Source organism: Mesorhizobium bavaricum (assembly GCF_056781655.1).
The window spans coordinates 1,810,525-1,825,687 of sequence record NZ_CM165566.1 but is presented as its reverse complement, the minus strand read 5'-3'; the positions used below and the strand labels follow the sequence as shown (position 1 = coordinate 1,825,687).

At 63.5% G+C, this 15,163-nt stretch carries 15 protein-coding genes; 3 read left to right on the top strand and 12 right to left on the bottom strand.

All coding sequences use genetic code 11. From position 1 onward, the window contains the following. Positions 1-54 precede the first annotated feature (54 nt). Both AC1RZR_RS08935 and AC1RZR_RS08930 read right to left on the bottom strand, forming a co-directional pair. Positions 55-408 carry a cupin domain-containing protein gene (locus AC1RZR_RS08935; RefSeq protein WP_111544347.1) on the bottom strand — a complete coding sequence of 118 codons (354 nt, stop codon included), beginning with the start codon at positions 406-408 and terminating at the stop codon, positions 55-57. Positions 409-501: 93 nt separating this feature from the next. Beyond that, complete coding sequence (locus AC1RZR_RS08930; RefSeq protein ID WP_477269539.1) at positions 502-1,527, bottom strand: sugar-binding transcriptional regulator; 1,026 nt, start codon at positions 1,525-1,527, stop codon at positions 502-504. A 119-nt stretch (positions 1,528-1,646) separates the two neighbouring features. On the opposite strand from AC1RZR_RS08930, the gene AC1RZR_RS08925 reads away from it, so the two are divergent. Beyond that, entirely contained in the window at positions 1,647-2,483 is an 837-nt protein-coding gene (locus AC1RZR_RS08925) for a hypothetical protein (protein WP_481828272.1), read from the top strand. 68 nt (positions 2,484-2,551) lie between these two features. Here the strand turns inward: AC1RZR_RS08925 and ptsP are convergent, their stop codons facing one another. The 5 genes from ptsP to AC1RZR_RS08900 form a co-directional block, all read right to left on the bottom strand. Continuing rightward, the gene (gene ptsP / locus AC1RZR_RS08920; protein ID WP_481828271.1) at positions 2,552-4,531 is read right to left on the bottom strand and encodes a phosphoenolpyruvate--protein phosphotransferase; all 1,980 of its coding nucleotides are present in this window, start codon (positions 4,529-4,531) and stop codon (positions 2,552-2,554) included. Between the two features lie 56 nt (positions 4,532-4,587). Next, positions 4,588-4,968: a PTS glucitol/sorbitol transporter subunit IIA gene (locus AC1RZR_RS08915; RefSeq protein WP_477269533.1), complete on the bottom strand. Its 381-nt coding sequence runs from the start codon at positions 4,966-4,968 to the stop codon at positions 4,588-4,590. 129 nt (positions 4,969-5,097) lie between these two features. Beyond that, positions 5,098-6,099 carry a PTS glucitol/sorbitol transporter subunit IIB gene (gene srlE / locus AC1RZR_RS08910; protein ID WP_481828270.1) on the bottom strand — a complete coding sequence of 334 codons (1,002 nt, stop codon included), beginning with the start codon at positions 6,097-6,099 and terminating at the stop codon, positions 5,098-5,100. Between the two features lie 15 nt (positions 6,100-6,114). After that, a complete protein-coding gene (gene srlA, locus AC1RZR_RS08905; RefSeq protein WP_013892733.1) occupies positions 6,115-6,876 on the bottom strand; it encodes a PTS glucitol/sorbitol transporter subunit IIC in 762 nt (253 codons plus the stop codon). A gap of 52 nt (positions 6,877-6,928) precedes the next feature. Further along, positions 6,929-7,366 carry a transcriptional regulator GutM gene (locus AC1RZR_RS08900; RefSeq protein WP_481828269.1) on the bottom strand — a complete coding sequence of 146 codons (438 nt, stop codon included), beginning with the start codon at positions 7,364-7,366 and terminating at the stop codon, positions 6,929-6,931. A 193-nt stretch (positions 7,367-7,559) separates the two neighbouring features. Between AC1RZR_RS08900 and AC1RZR_RS08895 the strand changes: the two genes are divergently transcribed. Next, complete coding sequence (locus AC1RZR_RS08895; RefSeq protein WP_477269527.1) at positions 7,560-8,201, top strand: hypothetical protein; 642 nt, start codon at positions 7,560-7,562, stop codon at positions 8,199-8,201. Between the two features lie 79 nt (positions 8,202-8,280). Then, positions 8,281-8,955 (top strand): HAD family hydrolase, encoded by a 675-nt coding sequence (locus AC1RZR_RS08890; protein ID WP_481828268.1) that lies wholly within the window; start codon positions 8,281-8,283, stop codon positions 8,953-8,955. A gap of 4 nt (positions 8,956-8,959) precedes the next feature. Here the strand turns inward: AC1RZR_RS08890 and AC1RZR_RS08885 are convergent, their stop codons facing one another. From AC1RZR_RS08885 to AC1RZR_RS08865, 5 genes are all read right to left on the bottom strand, one after another. Further along, the gene (locus AC1RZR_RS08885) at positions 8,960-10,144 is read right to left on the bottom strand and encodes a DUF930 domain-containing protein (protein WP_481829043.1); all 1,185 of its coding nucleotides are present in this window, start codon (positions 10,142-10,144) and stop codon (positions 8,960-8,962) included. A 247-nt stretch (positions 10,145-10,391) separates the two neighbouring features. Beyond that, positions 10,392-11,147, bottom strand: a complete 756-nt coding sequence (locus tag AC1RZR_RS08880; protein WP_481828267.1) for a 5'/3'-nucleotidase SurE — start codon at positions 11,145-11,147, stop codon at positions 10,392-10,394. Further along, positions 11,144-12,310 carry an MBL fold metallo-hydrolase gene (locus AC1RZR_RS08875; protein ID WP_481828266.1) on the bottom strand — a complete coding sequence of 389 codons (1,167 nt, stop codon included), beginning with the start codon at positions 12,308-12,310 and terminating at the stop codon, positions 11,144-11,146. Before AC1RZR_RS08875 ends, AC1RZR_RS08880 begins: the two co-directional genes overlap by 4 nt. Then, on the bottom strand, positions 12,310-13,389 hold the full coding sequence (locus tag AC1RZR_RS08870) for an ABC transporter ATP-binding protein (RefSeq protein WP_481828265.1): 1,080 nt from the start codon (positions 13,387-13,389) through the stop codon (positions 12,310-12,312). Before AC1RZR_RS08870 ends, AC1RZR_RS08875 begins: the two co-directional genes overlap by 1 nt. After that, positions 13,377-15,080, bottom strand: a complete 1,704-nt coding sequence (locus AC1RZR_RS08865) for an ABC transporter permease (protein WP_481828264.1) — start codon at positions 15,078-15,080, stop codon at positions 13,377-13,379. The genes AC1RZR_RS08870 and AC1RZR_RS08865 overlap by 13 nt, the downstream gene beginning before the upstream one ends. Positions 15,081-15,163: the final 83 nt, after the last annotated feature.

Here is a 15,163-nt window from a genome sequence, read left to right as displayed (position 1 = left end):
GGCGCGCCGGCATGCCTAGGCGTCAACCACCAAAGGCCCGCGCGAACAGGCAGCTCAGCCGACCCTGACGACAAAATGCTTGGTCACCGGCTCGATGATCTTCCACGTTCCCTTGAAATCGGCTTCCACCACGAAGGCATCGCCGGGGCCGACCTCGACCGGTGCACCGCCGTCGGGGGTGATGATGATGCGGCCGGCGATCATGTGCACGAATTCGTAGTCGGTGTAGGTCGCATGATAGGTGCCGGGCGTCGCCTGCCACGTGCCCGACATCACCTTGCCGTCTTCGGTCGTGTGCTGGACGGCGGTTTTCATGGTCGGCTTGCCCTCGACCACGACCCAGCCGGCCAGATCGCCGGCTTCCGCGTTTTCGACGGCGCCGAATTTGAGGATCGTCTTGTCGGTCATATCAGGGGCTCCGTTTGATTGGTCGTTCAGGCGTCAGGTGTCTGGACGGTCAGATAGCCGATGGCCCTGGTCCGGGCAACCGGCGCGGCGGCCTCATGGCGAGCCTTGCGCCGCGTGAGCCTCGAGCATGCGCCGCGCGCTTTCCTCGTCGGTGATCAGGATCGTCGGCGCGATCAGGGTCATGGCACCGAGCAGCGCCTCTGTCTTCTCCGCACCGCCGGAGGTGAGGATACGGATCGGCGCCTTGCGCAGACGGTCGACATCCACCGACATTACGTGGCTGTTGACCGGATGGTCGACCAGATCGCCATTGCGGTCGAAGAAATGGAACAGAAGGTCGCCAACGGCGCCACGCGCAAGCAGGGCCTCCCGATCCGCTTCTTTGAGAAAGCCGCCGCGAGAGAAGGTGGTGGCCGAGGCGATGCCGCCGACGCTCAGCAAAACGGCATCGAGCACGTTGGCCATTTCAAAAACCTCCTGCAGGCCGCAGCGCTCAACCAGCGCGATCTTGGTCTCGACGCTGTCGACGACGGCCGGCGTCGGGATCAGATAGCCGTCGCCCTGGAAGATTTGGGCGAAGCGCCAGGCGAACTCGGCCGGGTTGAATCGACGCACCACGCCGACACCGCCAAGCAGCGAAATGACCTTGAAGTCGGCGAGCGACTTGGCGCTGATGAAGGGCAGGCTCGAGAACAGCGTCCGACCCCAGCCGACGCCGACACGCATGCCGGATTTCATCGTGTCGGACAGGAAACTGCCGGTCTTGGCACTGATTGCCGGTACCGGATCGGCATCGGGCGTGGAAAGCGGCGCCACCAGCGCCTGCTGCAGCCCGAAGGTCTTTTCCAGCGCGCGCTCCAGCCGCACGATCTCCGACAATTCGCTTTCGATGCTGATCTTCACCTCGTTGCGTGAACGGGCATCCGCCAGCATGCGCACGATGGTGACGCGGCCAACGCCGAGCACGTCGGCGATCTCGTTCTGCGTCATCTGCTCTACGAAATACATCCAGGCGGCGCGAATCCTGAGGCGATCCGTCCGGCTTTCGCCAGCGACCTGCTCGGGCGTCTCGCTTTTACCTCGACTGTTTTCGGTTTCGCCCTGTCGTCGCCTGCCCAATCTATCCCTCCCCACGGCGATGGCCGAGCGCGCTGTCGCCGATTCTGCCTGCTGGTCTAATATCCCCTATTGATCTACCAATCGATAGGAACAATGTAGAGGTGGTGGCTGGAGCCCTGTTGGCGGCCACCCGCACGAATTTCGAGGCGATCGCCATGCTGCGACAAATCTCCGAAGACGTCCGCGTCAATCTGAAGGACCGGTTGCGGGAAGTTCGCGATATGATCCGCCAGAGCCGCCATGACGGCACCGGCGACGCCAGTGTCTTGCGCGAAGCCACCAGCCATCTGCCGCCGTTTCCCGGCAAGGGCATAGAAGACCTGCTCAGCCATGCCGCGAGCGCCGTCGACGAAGCGTTGTCGATTGCCGAATCCTTTGTTCCGCGTGAACGCCCGATAAAGGTCGACGGTACGACCGTAAAAGGCCTTGGAACCTATTTCCCGGCCGGAAACCAAGAGCGGCAGTTGAGCGCGGAGCGCCTGTTCCGACGCGACATGTACTATCTGACCAAGGCGGTGCTTGCAGGCCTGAAGATTGAAAACGCCCGCATCCACGAAGCCGATTTCGCCGCGGTCCATGCCACGATGCACAAGCGGCATGGCAATCTGCTGGCCGCTCTGACCGCGCCGGGTGCTGGACTGCAGGCAATCGCGGCCACCTGTTCGGCGCTGCTGGTCGAGTGTCTCGCCCAGCGTCCCGTCCGCTTTGCCGAAACGGCGCCGGAAATGCCGGCGATTGGCGACCGGGCGCTCGACATCAACTGCCTGGCGCCGCTCGTTCTGGCCTGCGGCCTTGCGACAACAGGCAGGGACGGCTTGCCGGAGCCGGATCTGCTGGAGATCGCGATCCTGGCCGCCGATATCCGTCATGATCGCATTGTTCAGGCCTGCGCCAAGGCGAGCCCGATCGATGAACTGACCACCGTCTTCGCCACCTTGCTTGCCCATTTGCCGTAACCCGCTCGAGCAATTCCAGGAAGCGATTTTCCGTCCGGAACTGCGCAAAACAACGCGGCGGCGGAGATCTATTCCCCGGCCGCCAGGGCCATGATCGTCTTCTTGGCGCGCTGGATCGAGGCCGGGCTCATGCTGAGTTCGGTCAACCCCATCTTCACGAACGTCGCAATGAGATCGGGCCGGCCGGCCGCTTCGCCGCACATGCCGACCATGATGCCAGCGGCAACGCCGGCTTTTGCCGTCATTTCGATCGCCGACATGACGGCCGGGTTGGTGACGTCGTTGAGCTTCGACACCGTCGGATTGAGCCGGTCGGCGGCCATGATATACTGGGTCAGGTCGTTGGTGCCGATCGAGAAGAACGCCACCTCTTTTGCCAAAGCCGGGGCGATCAGCACGGCGGCCGGGGTTTCGATCATCACCCCGAGGTCGAACGGGGCATGCGGGACGCCTTCGGCTTTCAGCTCGGCGGCGCATTCCGCGACCAGCACGCGCGTCTGCCTGACCTCGCCGATGTCGGCCACCATCGGCAGCATCACCTTGACGTTGCCGTGCACGGCCGCCCGCAGCAGCGCCCTGAGCTGGCGCTTGAAGATGTCGGGCCGGTCGAGGCACATGCGAATGCCGCGCCAGCCGAGAAAGGGGTTTTCCTCGTCGGGGAATTCGATGCCGGCGATTGGCTTGTCGCCGCCGATGTCGAGCGTGCGCACGATCACCGGGTACGGCGCAAATGCCTTGGCCAGCGCCGCATAGGTTTCGGCCTGCATGTCTTCCGAGGGAAGGTGCATATGGCGCATGAACAGAAGCTCGGTGCGGAACAGGCCGACGCCCATCGCACCAGCCTCCTGTGCTGCCTCGATTTCCTCCAGCGAGCCGATATTGGCGGCAACTTCGATCACGGTGCCGTCGGCGAGCTTCGGCGTCACGCTCTTGAAGACAGTCAGCCCGGCGCGCTCCTTTGCCGCCGCTTCGACACGACCGGCGAACTCGGCGCGAGTCGCCGAATCGGGGTCGATGATCACGCGGCCGCTGTTGCCATCGAGCGCCACTTCGCGTGCCGTGCGCAGAGCATTGATCTGGTCGCCGAGGCCGAGCACCGCCGGAATGCCGTGCGAGCGTGCGATGATGGCGATGTGCGAGGTGGCGCCGCCATGGCCGCACACCACCCCGCCAATGCGCTTCAGCGGCGCGCGCGCTAGGTCCCAGGCGCCGATGTCGTCGGCGATGAGGACGGCGCCTTCGGGGATGGTTTCGAGGCTGACGTCGTCCTGCCCAAGCAACACCAGGCAGATCTGCCGCCCGACCGCATGGACGTCGTCCGCCCGCGCGTTGAGATAGTGATCGTCGACCGCGCTGAAATCGGCGGCGATGGTGGAGGCGCCGGTGATGACGGCTGAAACCGCGTCGTTGCCACCCTTGATCAGGCCCTCGGCCTCCCCGGTCAGGCTGTCGTCGGCGGCGATGTCCCTGAGCGCGGCGATGATGCCGCGGTCTCCGGCCGACAGACTGTCCTGCGCCAACGCCCTGTCCATGCGCGCCTGGACGGCGCTGACGGCGGCGCGGAACCTGTCGATCTCGCCGGCAATCTCCTCGGCCTGCAACATCCGGCCTTGTCCGGCCATATCAGGCGGGAAATGCGCAAAGGCCGGCCCGATGGCGACGCCCTCGCTTGCGGCAACACCACGCAAGCCGTTTGCTCCACCAGATGCCGCGGGTTCGGGCGCCGGCGCAGCCGCCTCGTCCTGCCCGGCATCATTCGCCGGGCTCTGCGTCTCGGCTTCATCATCGAGGCCGGCCTTTGGATTTTCGAGATAGCCGATCAGCGCCTCGATGGCCTCGATGGCGTCGGCGCCGTTCGCCCGCACGGTGACTTCCTGGTTTTCCTTGACGGCCAGCAGCATCAGCTTGACCGAACTCTTGGCGCTGACTGCCTTGCCGTCCTTGACCAGTTCGACATCGGATTCGAAGCCCTTGGCGAGCTTGACGAATCGCGTCGCGGGGCGGGCGTGCAGACCTTCATGCACTCTGACGATGGTCGAGCGTTCCATGGCAAATACTCTGGTTTTGAGCGCCGCTCCCAACATAGGCCGCGGCGCGAATGCTGTCAGGCGGCGATGGTTATGATCGCGCCGGTCTTGAGCGCAGCCACGAGCGCTTGCGCATCGACTTGCGAGGCGCAGATCTCGCCCGGCCTCTCGGCCTCGTTGGCGCCGTTGAACGAGATGACGACATGGCCCATTTCCAGCACCTTGCTCCAGGCACTGGACCCGACCGCGGTTATGGTCGCGGCAACAGGACCAAGCGTGATCGACGCGCCCTTCTGAGGCGCGCCGTCGCTGGGTCCGTGCTCCGTCTTGTGGAGCACGGAAACCTCGGCAAGTTCCGGCGGCGAGCCATCGGCAAACAGGATGACCACGCCCCCTTCGGCAAGGTCCGCCACTTCGGGTCCGATGGCAGTGACCCGTGTTCTCAACAGAACCGTCATGTGGCGAACCTCATTTGCTATTTTTCCTGAGAGCGGTTCAGCGTTTCACGGAAACGGCGAACCGCTCTATCTCTTTGTTTCGACGCAATTCCGGATGGAAAACCGTTTCACACTTTTCCTGGAATTGCTTCAGAACACGATCAGGCTGACGATCCAGGCGATCAGCACCGACACAGGGCCCATGATCTGGCGGCTGATGAGCACCGCCGGAACACCGATCTCGATCGTCTTCGGCTTGGCCTCACCGAGCGCCAGTCCGACAGGAACGAAGTCGCAGCCCACCTGGGTATTGTAGGCAAACAGCGCCGGCAGTGCCATTGCCGGCGAAATCGTGCCGTTGGCGATCTGCGGACCGATAATGGCCACGCCGATGACCTGCGCAATGACGGCGCCTGGCCCGAGGATGGGCGACAGGAACGGCAGGCCGCAGATCGCCGAGATGATCAGCAGGCCGACGATGTTGTTGGCCAGTGGACCCATCGGCTGCGCCAGCACGTCACCGATGCCGGTGTACAGGATCAGACCAATGAGCATGGTCACGAAGGCCATGAACGGCAGCACGTTGCGCACGACCTGGTCGATCGTGCGGCGGCCGGCATTGAAGAAGATGCCGACGACACGGCCCATGACGCGGCCGATCGAGCTGATCAGACCGATCACACCGCCTTCGCTTGGCAGCGCCTGCGGCGCCGCAGGCGCGTTGTTGCTTGAACTCATCGATGCTGCTCCCCCGGCAGTGGTGACCGCTTCGGATCCGTCCGCCATTGTGATGTTGGCCGGCTTCACGCCCGAAACGTAGATGTCCTCGGTGATGAACTGGGCAAGCGGCCCAGACTGGCCGACCGGCGTCAGATTGACGGTCGGGATGCGCTTGCGGGGATAGACGCCGCATCGTGCGGTGCCACCGCAGTCGACGACGACAACCGCCATCTCACTTTCGATCGGCGGCGCCTTGAAGCCGTCGACGGCCTCGGCGCCGGTCATGTCGGCAATGAGCTGCGCCACCGGGTGAATGCCGCCACCGGTGACGGAAACAACCTTGCTGCGCTGTTCGGTCGGTTCGATCACGAGCGGACCGCCCCAACCGGTTTTGCCCCGGGAAATCTGTACGGCTTTGTATGTCTTGGCCATGATGTCCTCCCGACCTTACAGCTCGACGCCCTGGCGGCGTGCCATGATGGCGGTGATGCGTTCGGTCAGCATGCCCTTGAGCAGGATGACGACGAGGCCGACGATGGCGTACCAGATCGCCACCTTGACGTGATAACCGGCGACGACGGCGCCCTTCTTTTCCAGCTCCAGCAGCGCCACGAGAATGCCGCCCCAGACGAAATATTCGCCGGGATTGATGTGCGGGAACAGGCCCAGCGGCGGGTGCACGTAGGACACGGCCGCGTCATAAAAGGCCGGCTTGTGCTTTTCTTCCAGGAACGATCCGAACGTATAGGCCATCGGATTCGTGAGGAAGAACACCGCCAGCAGCGGCAGCAGCGTATAGCGGGTCAGCGCGATCCGGCCGGCGCCGCGCGCCAGACCATGCACGCGCTCTTCGCCGACCAGTTCGGTGACGGCGTAGAAGGCTGTCATCAGCACGACCAGCGTCGGAATGATGCCGGTGACGAAGCCGGCGAAGACCTCGCCACCCTTCTGGAAGATACCGATAAAATATTTGCCGATGGCGGTCAGCCAGCCGAGTTGCTCTTCCTGCTGGACTTCCTTCAGCTTTTCCTTGAACTGATCGACGGTGATCGGTCCGCTGTCCGCCTGTGCGAGGACAACGAGATGGTCGGAAGCATGCTCGACCGCGAGCTTGCCATGCAATGCAGCATCCGAGACCATGGCACCTGCGACATGCAGATTGTGCACGGCCATGTCGGCATGCTGCGCCAACAACGAAAATACAGACATTTCTCCTCCTTATGCCGCCCGCCGGTTGATCCCAGTCGGTGCGCGGCGTCCTCTAGGCCCTTGCTACGTTCAAACCGGACAGACCCGGCTTCTTCCCCGGCTCCGACCGTGTTTTGTCGATCTGTTCGATCGCCCGCTTCACGGCCTCGGCCACACCGGGTTCCCCCTCCCCCATGACTGCAGGGTCGGACCGGAGTCGATCGAGGGGAACGCCCTCGAATTCTTCATGTCTTTTGAACTTGGTGAAGACAGAGCGTCCGCTCATCACCATCAGGCGGCGCACGACCAGATCAGGCGTCACCACGACGAGCGCGATGGTGCCCTTGGCCAATCGACCGCGAAAATTGCCGGCTCCGACGAAGCCGTCCTTGTATTGGTCGGTGACGCCCCTGAAGACATCCGAATAGTGCCGCATCTGCAGCCAGACGCCGAGCGACTGAAGCGCCCAAACAATAACCAGAAGAAGCAGTCCCCACTGCCAAATCGCCATTCGGTTCTCCTCCCGAAGCCTATGTTGAACCGCACCTTGGACCGACGCGTGGCAACAGCAAAGTGAGAACATTTGTTTCCGCGAATGTCAATATGTATGATATTGGTCTTGGCCACGGTCATCCACAGGCCGTCAACCGATTTCGGTGGCGGCGCCGTTGTGCTAGCCTGACCGGGAACAGGAAACGCGGAACATGGATCTCCCCTTTAGGGACGAACTGGCCTTGATGCCCGACCTTCGCCACCGGTTGCGGCAGTTGCGCTGGTTTCGCGCCACCTTCCGCGGCAGCGCCAAGGTGGTCTCGGACACATTCGGCGTGCGCTTTGAAATCGACGAAGCCAAGCTCACCAGGGCCTTTCTCGACTGGGTCGAGATCATGGAAGCGCAGAAACGCTTCGCCGCGATCGACCGCGCCGACTTCATCGTCTTTGCCGCCGGTCTCGTTTTGCGTGAGCTGATCAAGCAGGCGCCAGCCAGGGAGATCTCCGGCCTCACCCAGCTCATCGAGACGGATAAGAATGCCGGCACGCTGGAGATCATCCGCTTCTGGCCGGAAGGATTCCTCTACACCAACTACTGCGTCTCGGTGATTTCAGCGATCCACGAGCAGGAATTCGGCAGCGCGCCGAGCATCGACAAATGCGCCGACGACCTGCGCACATGGTGGTCCTATCGCGAGAACGTGACCGAGATGCCGGCCTATGCGGTGGCTTTCCTCGACCGCTTTCTCGGCGCCGAGCCGAACTGGATCACGCCCGATCGCGCCCAGTCCCGGCAAGCCATGCAAAGGGCGCTCGGATCCTCGCGTGCGAGCGATGCCCTCCGCCAGCTATGAACACGGCTTCGACGCGCACTATTGAACATTTGACTTTTTGCCGATAGCGATGTGCGAAATCGACTCGGGGGAGAAGCGCGTGGCGCGACCAAGGCCTATCATTTTCGATTGCGACGGCGTTCTTGTCGACAGCGAGCCTCTGGCCGCCCGGGCCTATGAACGCGTCTATGACAAGCATGGCATGCCTGGCGTCAACACCAGCATCATCGCCCAGTGCATCGGCATGAAGCAGGCCGATATCATCGCCAAGATCAGGGAATTGACCGGCCACCAGTTTCCAGCAGCATCAGACGGCGACATCTGGGCCGAGACCAAGATCCTGTTTTCCCAGGAGTTGAAGCCGACACCCGGAATTACCGCATTTATGCAGACGCTTGCGGGCGACCGCTGCGTCGCCTCGTCATCTTCCGTCGAGCGCATAAACCACAGCCTCGCCGTCACCGGGCTGGCGCGATACTTCGGCGACGCGATCTACAGCTCCTCGATGGTCAGGAACGGCAAGCCCGCGCCGGACATCTTCCTGTTTGCCGCCGACAAGATGGGCGCCACCCCTGTCGACTGCATCGTCATCGAGGATTCACCCTTCGGCATCCAGGGCGCAGTTGCCGCCGGCATGACGGCGATCGGCTACACCGGCGGCGGCCATACCTATGCCGGGCACGGCGCGCGGCTGACAGCGGCCGGTGCCGATTTCGTCTGCGCTGACTGGCATGACGTTAGCCAGCAATTGTCCAGGCTCGGTGTCCCCGCCTAGTTTATCAGCGAAGTCCAAAGCGAGCCGCTTCTTCGGGCGAAACCACAGTCCCGACACGGTAGGCGAAGGACGAGACCCTCGTCGCATCGGTATCGACCTCGCACCGGAAGCTCAGGTGGTACCATCCTGTCGTTGTGCGGAATGCGACATCCGGGGCGTCAAGGACGTTGCCCGCCTTCAGCCGAACAAACGGCAACAAGACGGGAAGATAAGAGGCGTCCAGCAGTTGCTGTTGCAATACGCTGGCGCAAAGTTTGCCAGCACGCTGATCGCGAGGCACGCCGCTCATCGAGGTCGTGGCCAATGCATCGCCAGTAGCGCTCTGCGAGTTGAGCCTGCGAACACCCGGAAGGCTCGAATAGCCGCGTGATGCGGCAACGGCAGCGTCCTGAGAATTCGGCCGCCCGGCGCTCCCGCTTCGGGGCTTCGAGACCTTTGCAGGGCTGGGTTTCGGCGCGTTTTCGGGTCTGGCCTTCGGCGTCTCGGCCGACATGGGAAGCTCGATCTCACCGCCGGTGGCAGCCAACGGCGTTGGTGCCGCTTCTGTTTGCTTCTCAGCGTCTCGCGCTCCTGCCTCTTGTTTGTCCGCCTGCTGTTTGTCCAGTTCCTGGCTTGAAGTTGCCTGCTTCTCCTCTGCGGACTCGGCGTCCTTCGCTGCGGTTACCTGTTTCTCGGCGGCCTTGGTTGAATCTGGCGGCTGATCGGAATCTGCCGGCGCTGCAGGTTGGTTTTCTGCAGGCTTCGGCACGACAGGCGGCTTCGAAGCGTCATCCTTGGCCGGCGAGAGCGAGTTGTCTTGAGCGCTGGCCCCATCCAGGGATTTCCGGGGGCCGCTATCCTTGTCGCCGAACTGAAAAACAGGCTTCAGAACCTCGATTGGAGGGGGCTTGCGCAGCTGCTTTTCCGGTGGTTGCGGCTTTTCGACATTCTGCTCGGGTGGCTTTTCAACCTTCGGTTCCGGTGGTTTTTCGGCTTTGGGTTCCTTTGGAGGCGGTGCAGGAGCAGGCTTCGGTTTTGGCTGATCGGGCGGAGGCACGAGCGCGACATTTACGGTTTGCTCCTGCTGCGGCTGTTGGGGAGGCTTCGGCAGGCTGTAGACCGCGAGCGCTACGATGAGCGCATGCAGGATCAGCGAGGCGGGCAAGCCCCACAGCAAATTCCGACGCCGTTCTCGTTCCTCGTCCTTCATCCTGACCGATGTGGAATGAAATAGCGGCGGCTTCAAGCATAGGCACTGGATTGACGCAATTTTAGCCGCAGGAGAGGATGGCAGGGGCCGCACCACCCGAGGCGTTGGCGCGACTCGACGAGCACCTGTCCCGTCCCGACATTCGCGACAACTCGTTATCTACGACCTCGGTGGGACATCTTTTGACGAAATCGGACACCACGGTGCAAGCGTTCCACGGTCCGATTCCATCAAGACCTGTGATCAGCTAGCTTTGCCGCTGGCGCAGGATCCTGTCCAGAAACCGGTCGTCCAGCCGCGTTTCGCCAAACCAGTTCAGCCGGTTGATGCTCACGAAGCCGGCATCGATCGCTGCGTTCTCGTCCCCAGACTGGGTGGCATGGTCGCGGCCGCGCGGGACGGTGATGACGGTTCGCTCACCATCGCTTTCCACGATCTCGGCCTTGCGGCCGATCTTGTCGCGGCCGATGCGCGGCTGCCGGAGTTCAGCAGGCAGCGAGGTCGGCAGGTTGATGCTCAGCCAGTGACCTTCCCTTGCCCAGTCCGCGCGCGATTGCCAAAGCGATGCGATCAGCGCACCCAGCCACTGGTCATCGGCATCGGCAAAATCCGGATTTTTCACGCGCGAGAAGCCGATGGCAGGCACGCCCCAGAAGGTCGCTTCACGGGCAATGCCGAGCGTCCCGGAATAGGCAAGGTCCTCGGCAACGTTGCGACCGTCATTGACCCCCGACAGCACCAGGTCCGGCTTTTGCCCATCGGCAAACAGCCACGTCATCGCACTCACCACACAATCGGCCGGAGTACCGGAACAGGAATACCAGCCAGGCCTAGTGCGGCGCATCGTCAACGGCTTGGCGATCGTCAGCGACGACCCGGCGGCGGTGCGTTTGCCATCGGGTGCGACCACCCAGACATCGTCGCTCAATCCGTTTGCGGCAGTGACAAGCCGGGCAAGCCCCGGCGCTTCGATGCCGTCGTCGTTGCAGATCAGGATTCTCATCTTTTTCTTGCCTCCGGCACCGTGATGCGCTGGCCGGTGCGGCATTGTGCGCGCAGCGACGGGATGTGGCTTTGCAGGTCGCACAGAAGATCGGTCGCACAGGAATGACCGAGCGCTGCGGGGCGCCCAGCCTTCTCCCAAATGTCGACATTGCCCGACAGCGTTGGATGGGTGGGCATGCGCACCCAGTCGGCCCGACCGGCCTTGTGCAGCACATCGCCCGGGGAGCCTGATGGCAGATGCCCGGTGAGCAGCACTGGAAAACCGGCCTCTTCCGCGCGCGGCAGCAGCCGCGACGACGGTCCGGCCTCACCCATGCCGTCATCCGCCAGCAAAGGCAATGACGGCAATGGATCGGAATCGGCCCAGTCCGCTGCGCCTCGCAAGCGGCGAAGCAAGAAGTCTGAAACACCGGGCAACAAAGCTGCGGTAGCACCGATCTGCGCCTGGAGCGATGAACGCATCCCGGCGTGGATGGCAAACGGTCCCGGCAACGTCGCAATCAATTCCAGCGATCGGCCCGACAGCGGCGTCGGCAAAAGGCATCCGTCTGAATGTCTGTTCACCCACTCCGAAATTGCACGCGCGCGCGTCGCCCCCGGCACCGGATCGGCACCGTAAGAAGCGTCGAGAACAAGCAGATCGCAGTGCGGGATCGTGTCCATCACGAACACGTTGCTGTCCGGCACCACATCGCCCGAATAGGCGACGTGGCACTCGCCGTCGTCGACGGCAAACCAGACACCGCCGACGACATGTCCCGACCGCCCCGTCCGGATCGTGAGATTGCCGCTCTTCAGCGTATCGCCGGGCTCAAAGAGTTCGATGCGATCGCTGGGAAAGGGAAAACGCTGCAGATCCCCGGGCTCGGCATAGCCGGCGAGTGTTGCCGGAGCCTCGTTGCGGGTCTCCGCCGTCATGAAAATCGGACCTGCATACCCTTGCGACAACAGCCAGCTCAATGCGCCGACATGATCCTCGTGCGCATGCGAGACAAACAACGCGTCGATGTCGGCAACCGAACCGTGGAGAGCCGGATAGTACTCGGCGCCAGACTCGCCAACCTTGATGCCGACGTCGAGCAGGATGCGATCTTTTCCGCTGCTGACAGCGAGACTGGTGCGGCCCTTTTCCCCAAAGCCGCCGAGCAGGTCGAGCATCATCACCATGCTTCCCCCGCCGCCGGGATGAGCCAGCCTGACCTTATCCGCAGCCGCGCCTGTGCGCCGCTCTCCAGCACCACCGGATCGGGCTGTTCGAAATGCAAGGTGAGATCCGCGCCGGCGGCAGGCGTAAATTCGATGCGCGCCGCGCCGCCTTGGTAGATCACCCGCTTGACGAGGCCGTCGAAGCCAGGACCATCCGGCGACACGTCGAGATCGGATGCCCGGCAGCAGATTTTTGCGCCGGCGCGCGGCCGTTCCCCCGCCCGGCAGCGGACGGCCAGCTCGGCGCCGAGCACCCGGACCTTGCAGAGACCGGCCTGCTCCGCGCTCAGCACGTCGGCGGGAAGCAGGATGCCTTGCGAAATGAAGGATGCAACCATTTCATTTGCCGGCTCATGGTAGAGTTCGCGCGGCGTCGCCAGCTGGGCCAGCCGCCCGCCGTCCATCACGGCAATGCGGTCGGCGAGCGCCATCGCTTCGGCCTGATCATGGGTGATGTAGACGATGGTCGTACCCGTGCGTTTGTGAAAGGCGGCGAACTCATCCTCCATCGAGGCCCTCAGATGCACATCGAGATTGGCGAGCGGCTCGTCGAACAGGACAAGCGAGGGCGCGGCGACTAGGCAGCGCGCCAGCGCCACGCGCTGGCGCTGGCCGCCTGAGAGATTGGCCGGCCTGCGGTCGCCTAATCCCTGCAAATTGACCAAAGCGAGCGCGTCTTCGACCTTCCGGCGCGCGACCGCCTTGTCCAGCTTCGCCACCTTCAGCGAATAGCCGATGTTCTCGGCAACCGTCATGTGCGGCCACAGCGCATAGTTCTGGAAGACGATGCCGACGCGCCGCTTCTCCGGCGCGACGCTGCCGCCCTTGCCCGACACGACATCACTGCCGATGCGAATCTCGCCGGATGTCACCTTCTCGAATCCAGCGACCAGCCGCAGCAACGTCGTCTTGCCACAACCGGAGGGCCCGAGGACCGCCAGGAACTCGCCGTCGCCGACATCGATCGACACATCCTTGACCGCGTCGAAGTCGGCAAAACTCTTGGTCACGTGGTCCAGGGTCAATCGCGCCATGGCAGCACTCCGCTGGGAAGATGAGGGGCAAGCAGATTGGTTACCAGCATCAGCACGAAGGTGACTGCCACGGTGACGACGGACATCGCTGCCGCGTAGTTGGAATCGCCGCCCTGCTCGAAGGAAAACATCACCACGCCGATCGTTTCCGACCCAGATGACCACAACAGCGCGGAAACGGTGAGCTCGCTGAGCGCCGTCATGAAGATCAGGAGGCCGCCGGCGATCGCCGCCGGTGCCACGAGCGGAAAGATGATCGTGCGCATGCGCGTGAACAGCCCGGCGCCTGCCACCTGGGCAGCTTCCTCCAGCGCCCTGTCGATCTGGTGATAGCCGCTGATGGTCGGCCGCAGCGCCAGGACCAGGAAGCGGGCGAGATAGGCATAAAGAATGATCCAGACGGTGTTGTAGAGCTGGATGCCGGTCAGCGGAATCGGCCGCAGGAACAGCAGCAGCGAGGCGATCGCCAGCACCACGCCGGGCAAGGCGTAGGGCAGTTCGACCGACAGGTTGAGCAGCCGCACCCAGCGCTGCTTGCCCCAGGCAATGAGGTAGCCGATCGGCACGGCGACCAGGACCGCGAAGACCGCGGCCGCGATCGACAGCCAGAAACTGTTGAAGAAGGCGCGGCTGGCCGCATCATGCTCGAACAACACGAAGCGATAATTGTCGAGCGTTGCCGTCCTGGCACTGAGTGCAATGCCGTAGCCCGGCACCAGCGACGTCAGCACCAGCCCGAACAGCGGCAGGAACAGCACAGCCACGATCAACAGCCACATACCGGCCTGGACGACAGGCCGCCAGCGGCCGAGCTCATAGGGTTCGGCCGCCAGCGAGGTGGAGCTTATGCGATAGTCGTGGCGGCGGCTCGTGAGCTCCTGGACGAGAATGCCCGCCATGGCGATGACGCCGATCAGCACCGACAGGAACGCGGTTTCGCCGAGCACCGCCGGACCGCCGCCGGCCAACCGCTGGTAGATCAGCGTCGGCAGCACGAGATAATTGGCAGGAATGCCGAGAAATGCGGGAATGCCGAAATTACCGACACAGGACACGAAAGCGAGTGCCGCGGCTGCCATGATCGACGGCGTCATCAGCGGCAGCACGATGGTGACCAGCACGGTGAACCAGCCGGCGCCGCCGGCCCGCGCCGCCTCGACCAGCTCGCGCGGCAGCTTGCGCAGGCCGGCGCGTACCAGCAGGAAGACCAGCGGGCCGTACTGCACGCCGAGCAGCAGGATGATGCCCGAGGTGGAATAGAGCGGGTTTTTGGTGCCGAGCGGGGGTGCTGCGCCGAACAGCTTGAGGAACGGACTTGCCGGGCCGAACAGTTGCAGCCAGGCCAGCGCCGTCACCTGTGGCGCGATCATCAGCGGCATGACATAGCAAAGCACGAGGGCGCTGCGGCCACGAATGTCGGTCAGCGCGACGAGGACAGCCACCAGCGTACCCGACAGCACCGCAAGCAACGTGCCGCCGATGCCGACGACCAGCGTGTGCCAGGTCGCGATCCAGGTTGCCGGGTTTCTCAATCCGGCCTCTATCGCCACGCTGGACAAGGTGCCGCCGGGTGCGACGATCTCCTTGATGAGACGCAGCATCGGCAACACGGAAAGCAGGACGATGACCACGGCCACCGCCGCCGTCAGGGCCATTTCCTGGCCCCGACTTTCCCTGATCCTTGGTGACATGATTGCTTTCCCTTGGGATCGATCGCCGACGCGGTCGGGTTCGCCCGAAGCGGTCCGGTATGCCGTCGAGACGGCATACCGCC

Coding starts and splice junctions, on each gene's coding strand:
- AC1RZR_RS08880 (WP_481828267.1), bottom strand. CDS start 11,147: ATGAGAATCCTGATCTGCAACGACGACGGCATCGAAGCGCCGGGGCTT.
- srlE (WP_481828270.1), bottom strand. CDS start 6,099: ATGGCCAAGACATACAAAGCCGTACAGATTTCCCGGGGCAAAACCGGT.
- AC1RZR_RS08865 (WP_481828264.1), bottom strand. CDS start 15,080: ATGTCACCAAGGATCAGGGAAAGTCGGGGCCAGGAAATGGCCCTGACG.
- AC1RZR_RS08935 (WP_111544347.1), bottom strand. CDS start 408: ATGACCGACAAGACGATCCTCAAATTCGGCGCCGTCGAAAACGCGGAA.
- AC1RZR_RS08870 (WP_481828265.1), bottom strand. CDS start 13,389: ATGGCGCGATTGACCCTGGACCACGTGACCAAGAGTTTTGCCGACTTC.
- AC1RZR_RS08900 (WP_481828269.1), bottom strand. CDS start 7,366: ATGGCGATTTGGCAGTGGGGACTGCTTCTTCTGGTTATTGTTTGGGCG.
- srlA (WP_013892733.1), bottom strand. CDS start 6,876: ATGTCTGTATTTTCGTTGTTGGCGCAGCATGCCGACATGGCCGTGCAC.
- AC1RZR_RS08915 (WP_477269533.1), bottom strand. CDS start 4,968: ATGACGGTTCTGTTGAGAACACGGGTCACTGCCATCGGACCCGAAGTG.
- AC1RZR_RS08895 (WP_477269527.1), top strand. CDS start 7,560: ATGGATCTCCCCTTTAGGGACGAACTGGCCTTGATGCCCGACCTTCGC.
- AC1RZR_RS08875 (WP_481828266.1), bottom strand. CDS start 12,310: ATGATGCTCGACCTGCTCGGCGGCTTTGGGGAAAAGGGCCGCACCAGT.
- AC1RZR_RS08885 (WP_481829043.1), bottom strand. CDS start 10,144: ATGAAGGACGAGGAACGAGAACGGCGTCGGAATTTGCTGTGGGGCTTG.
- ptsP (WP_481828271.1), bottom strand. CDS start 4,531: ATGGAACGCTCGACCATCGTCAGAGTGCATGAAGGTCTGCACGCCCGC.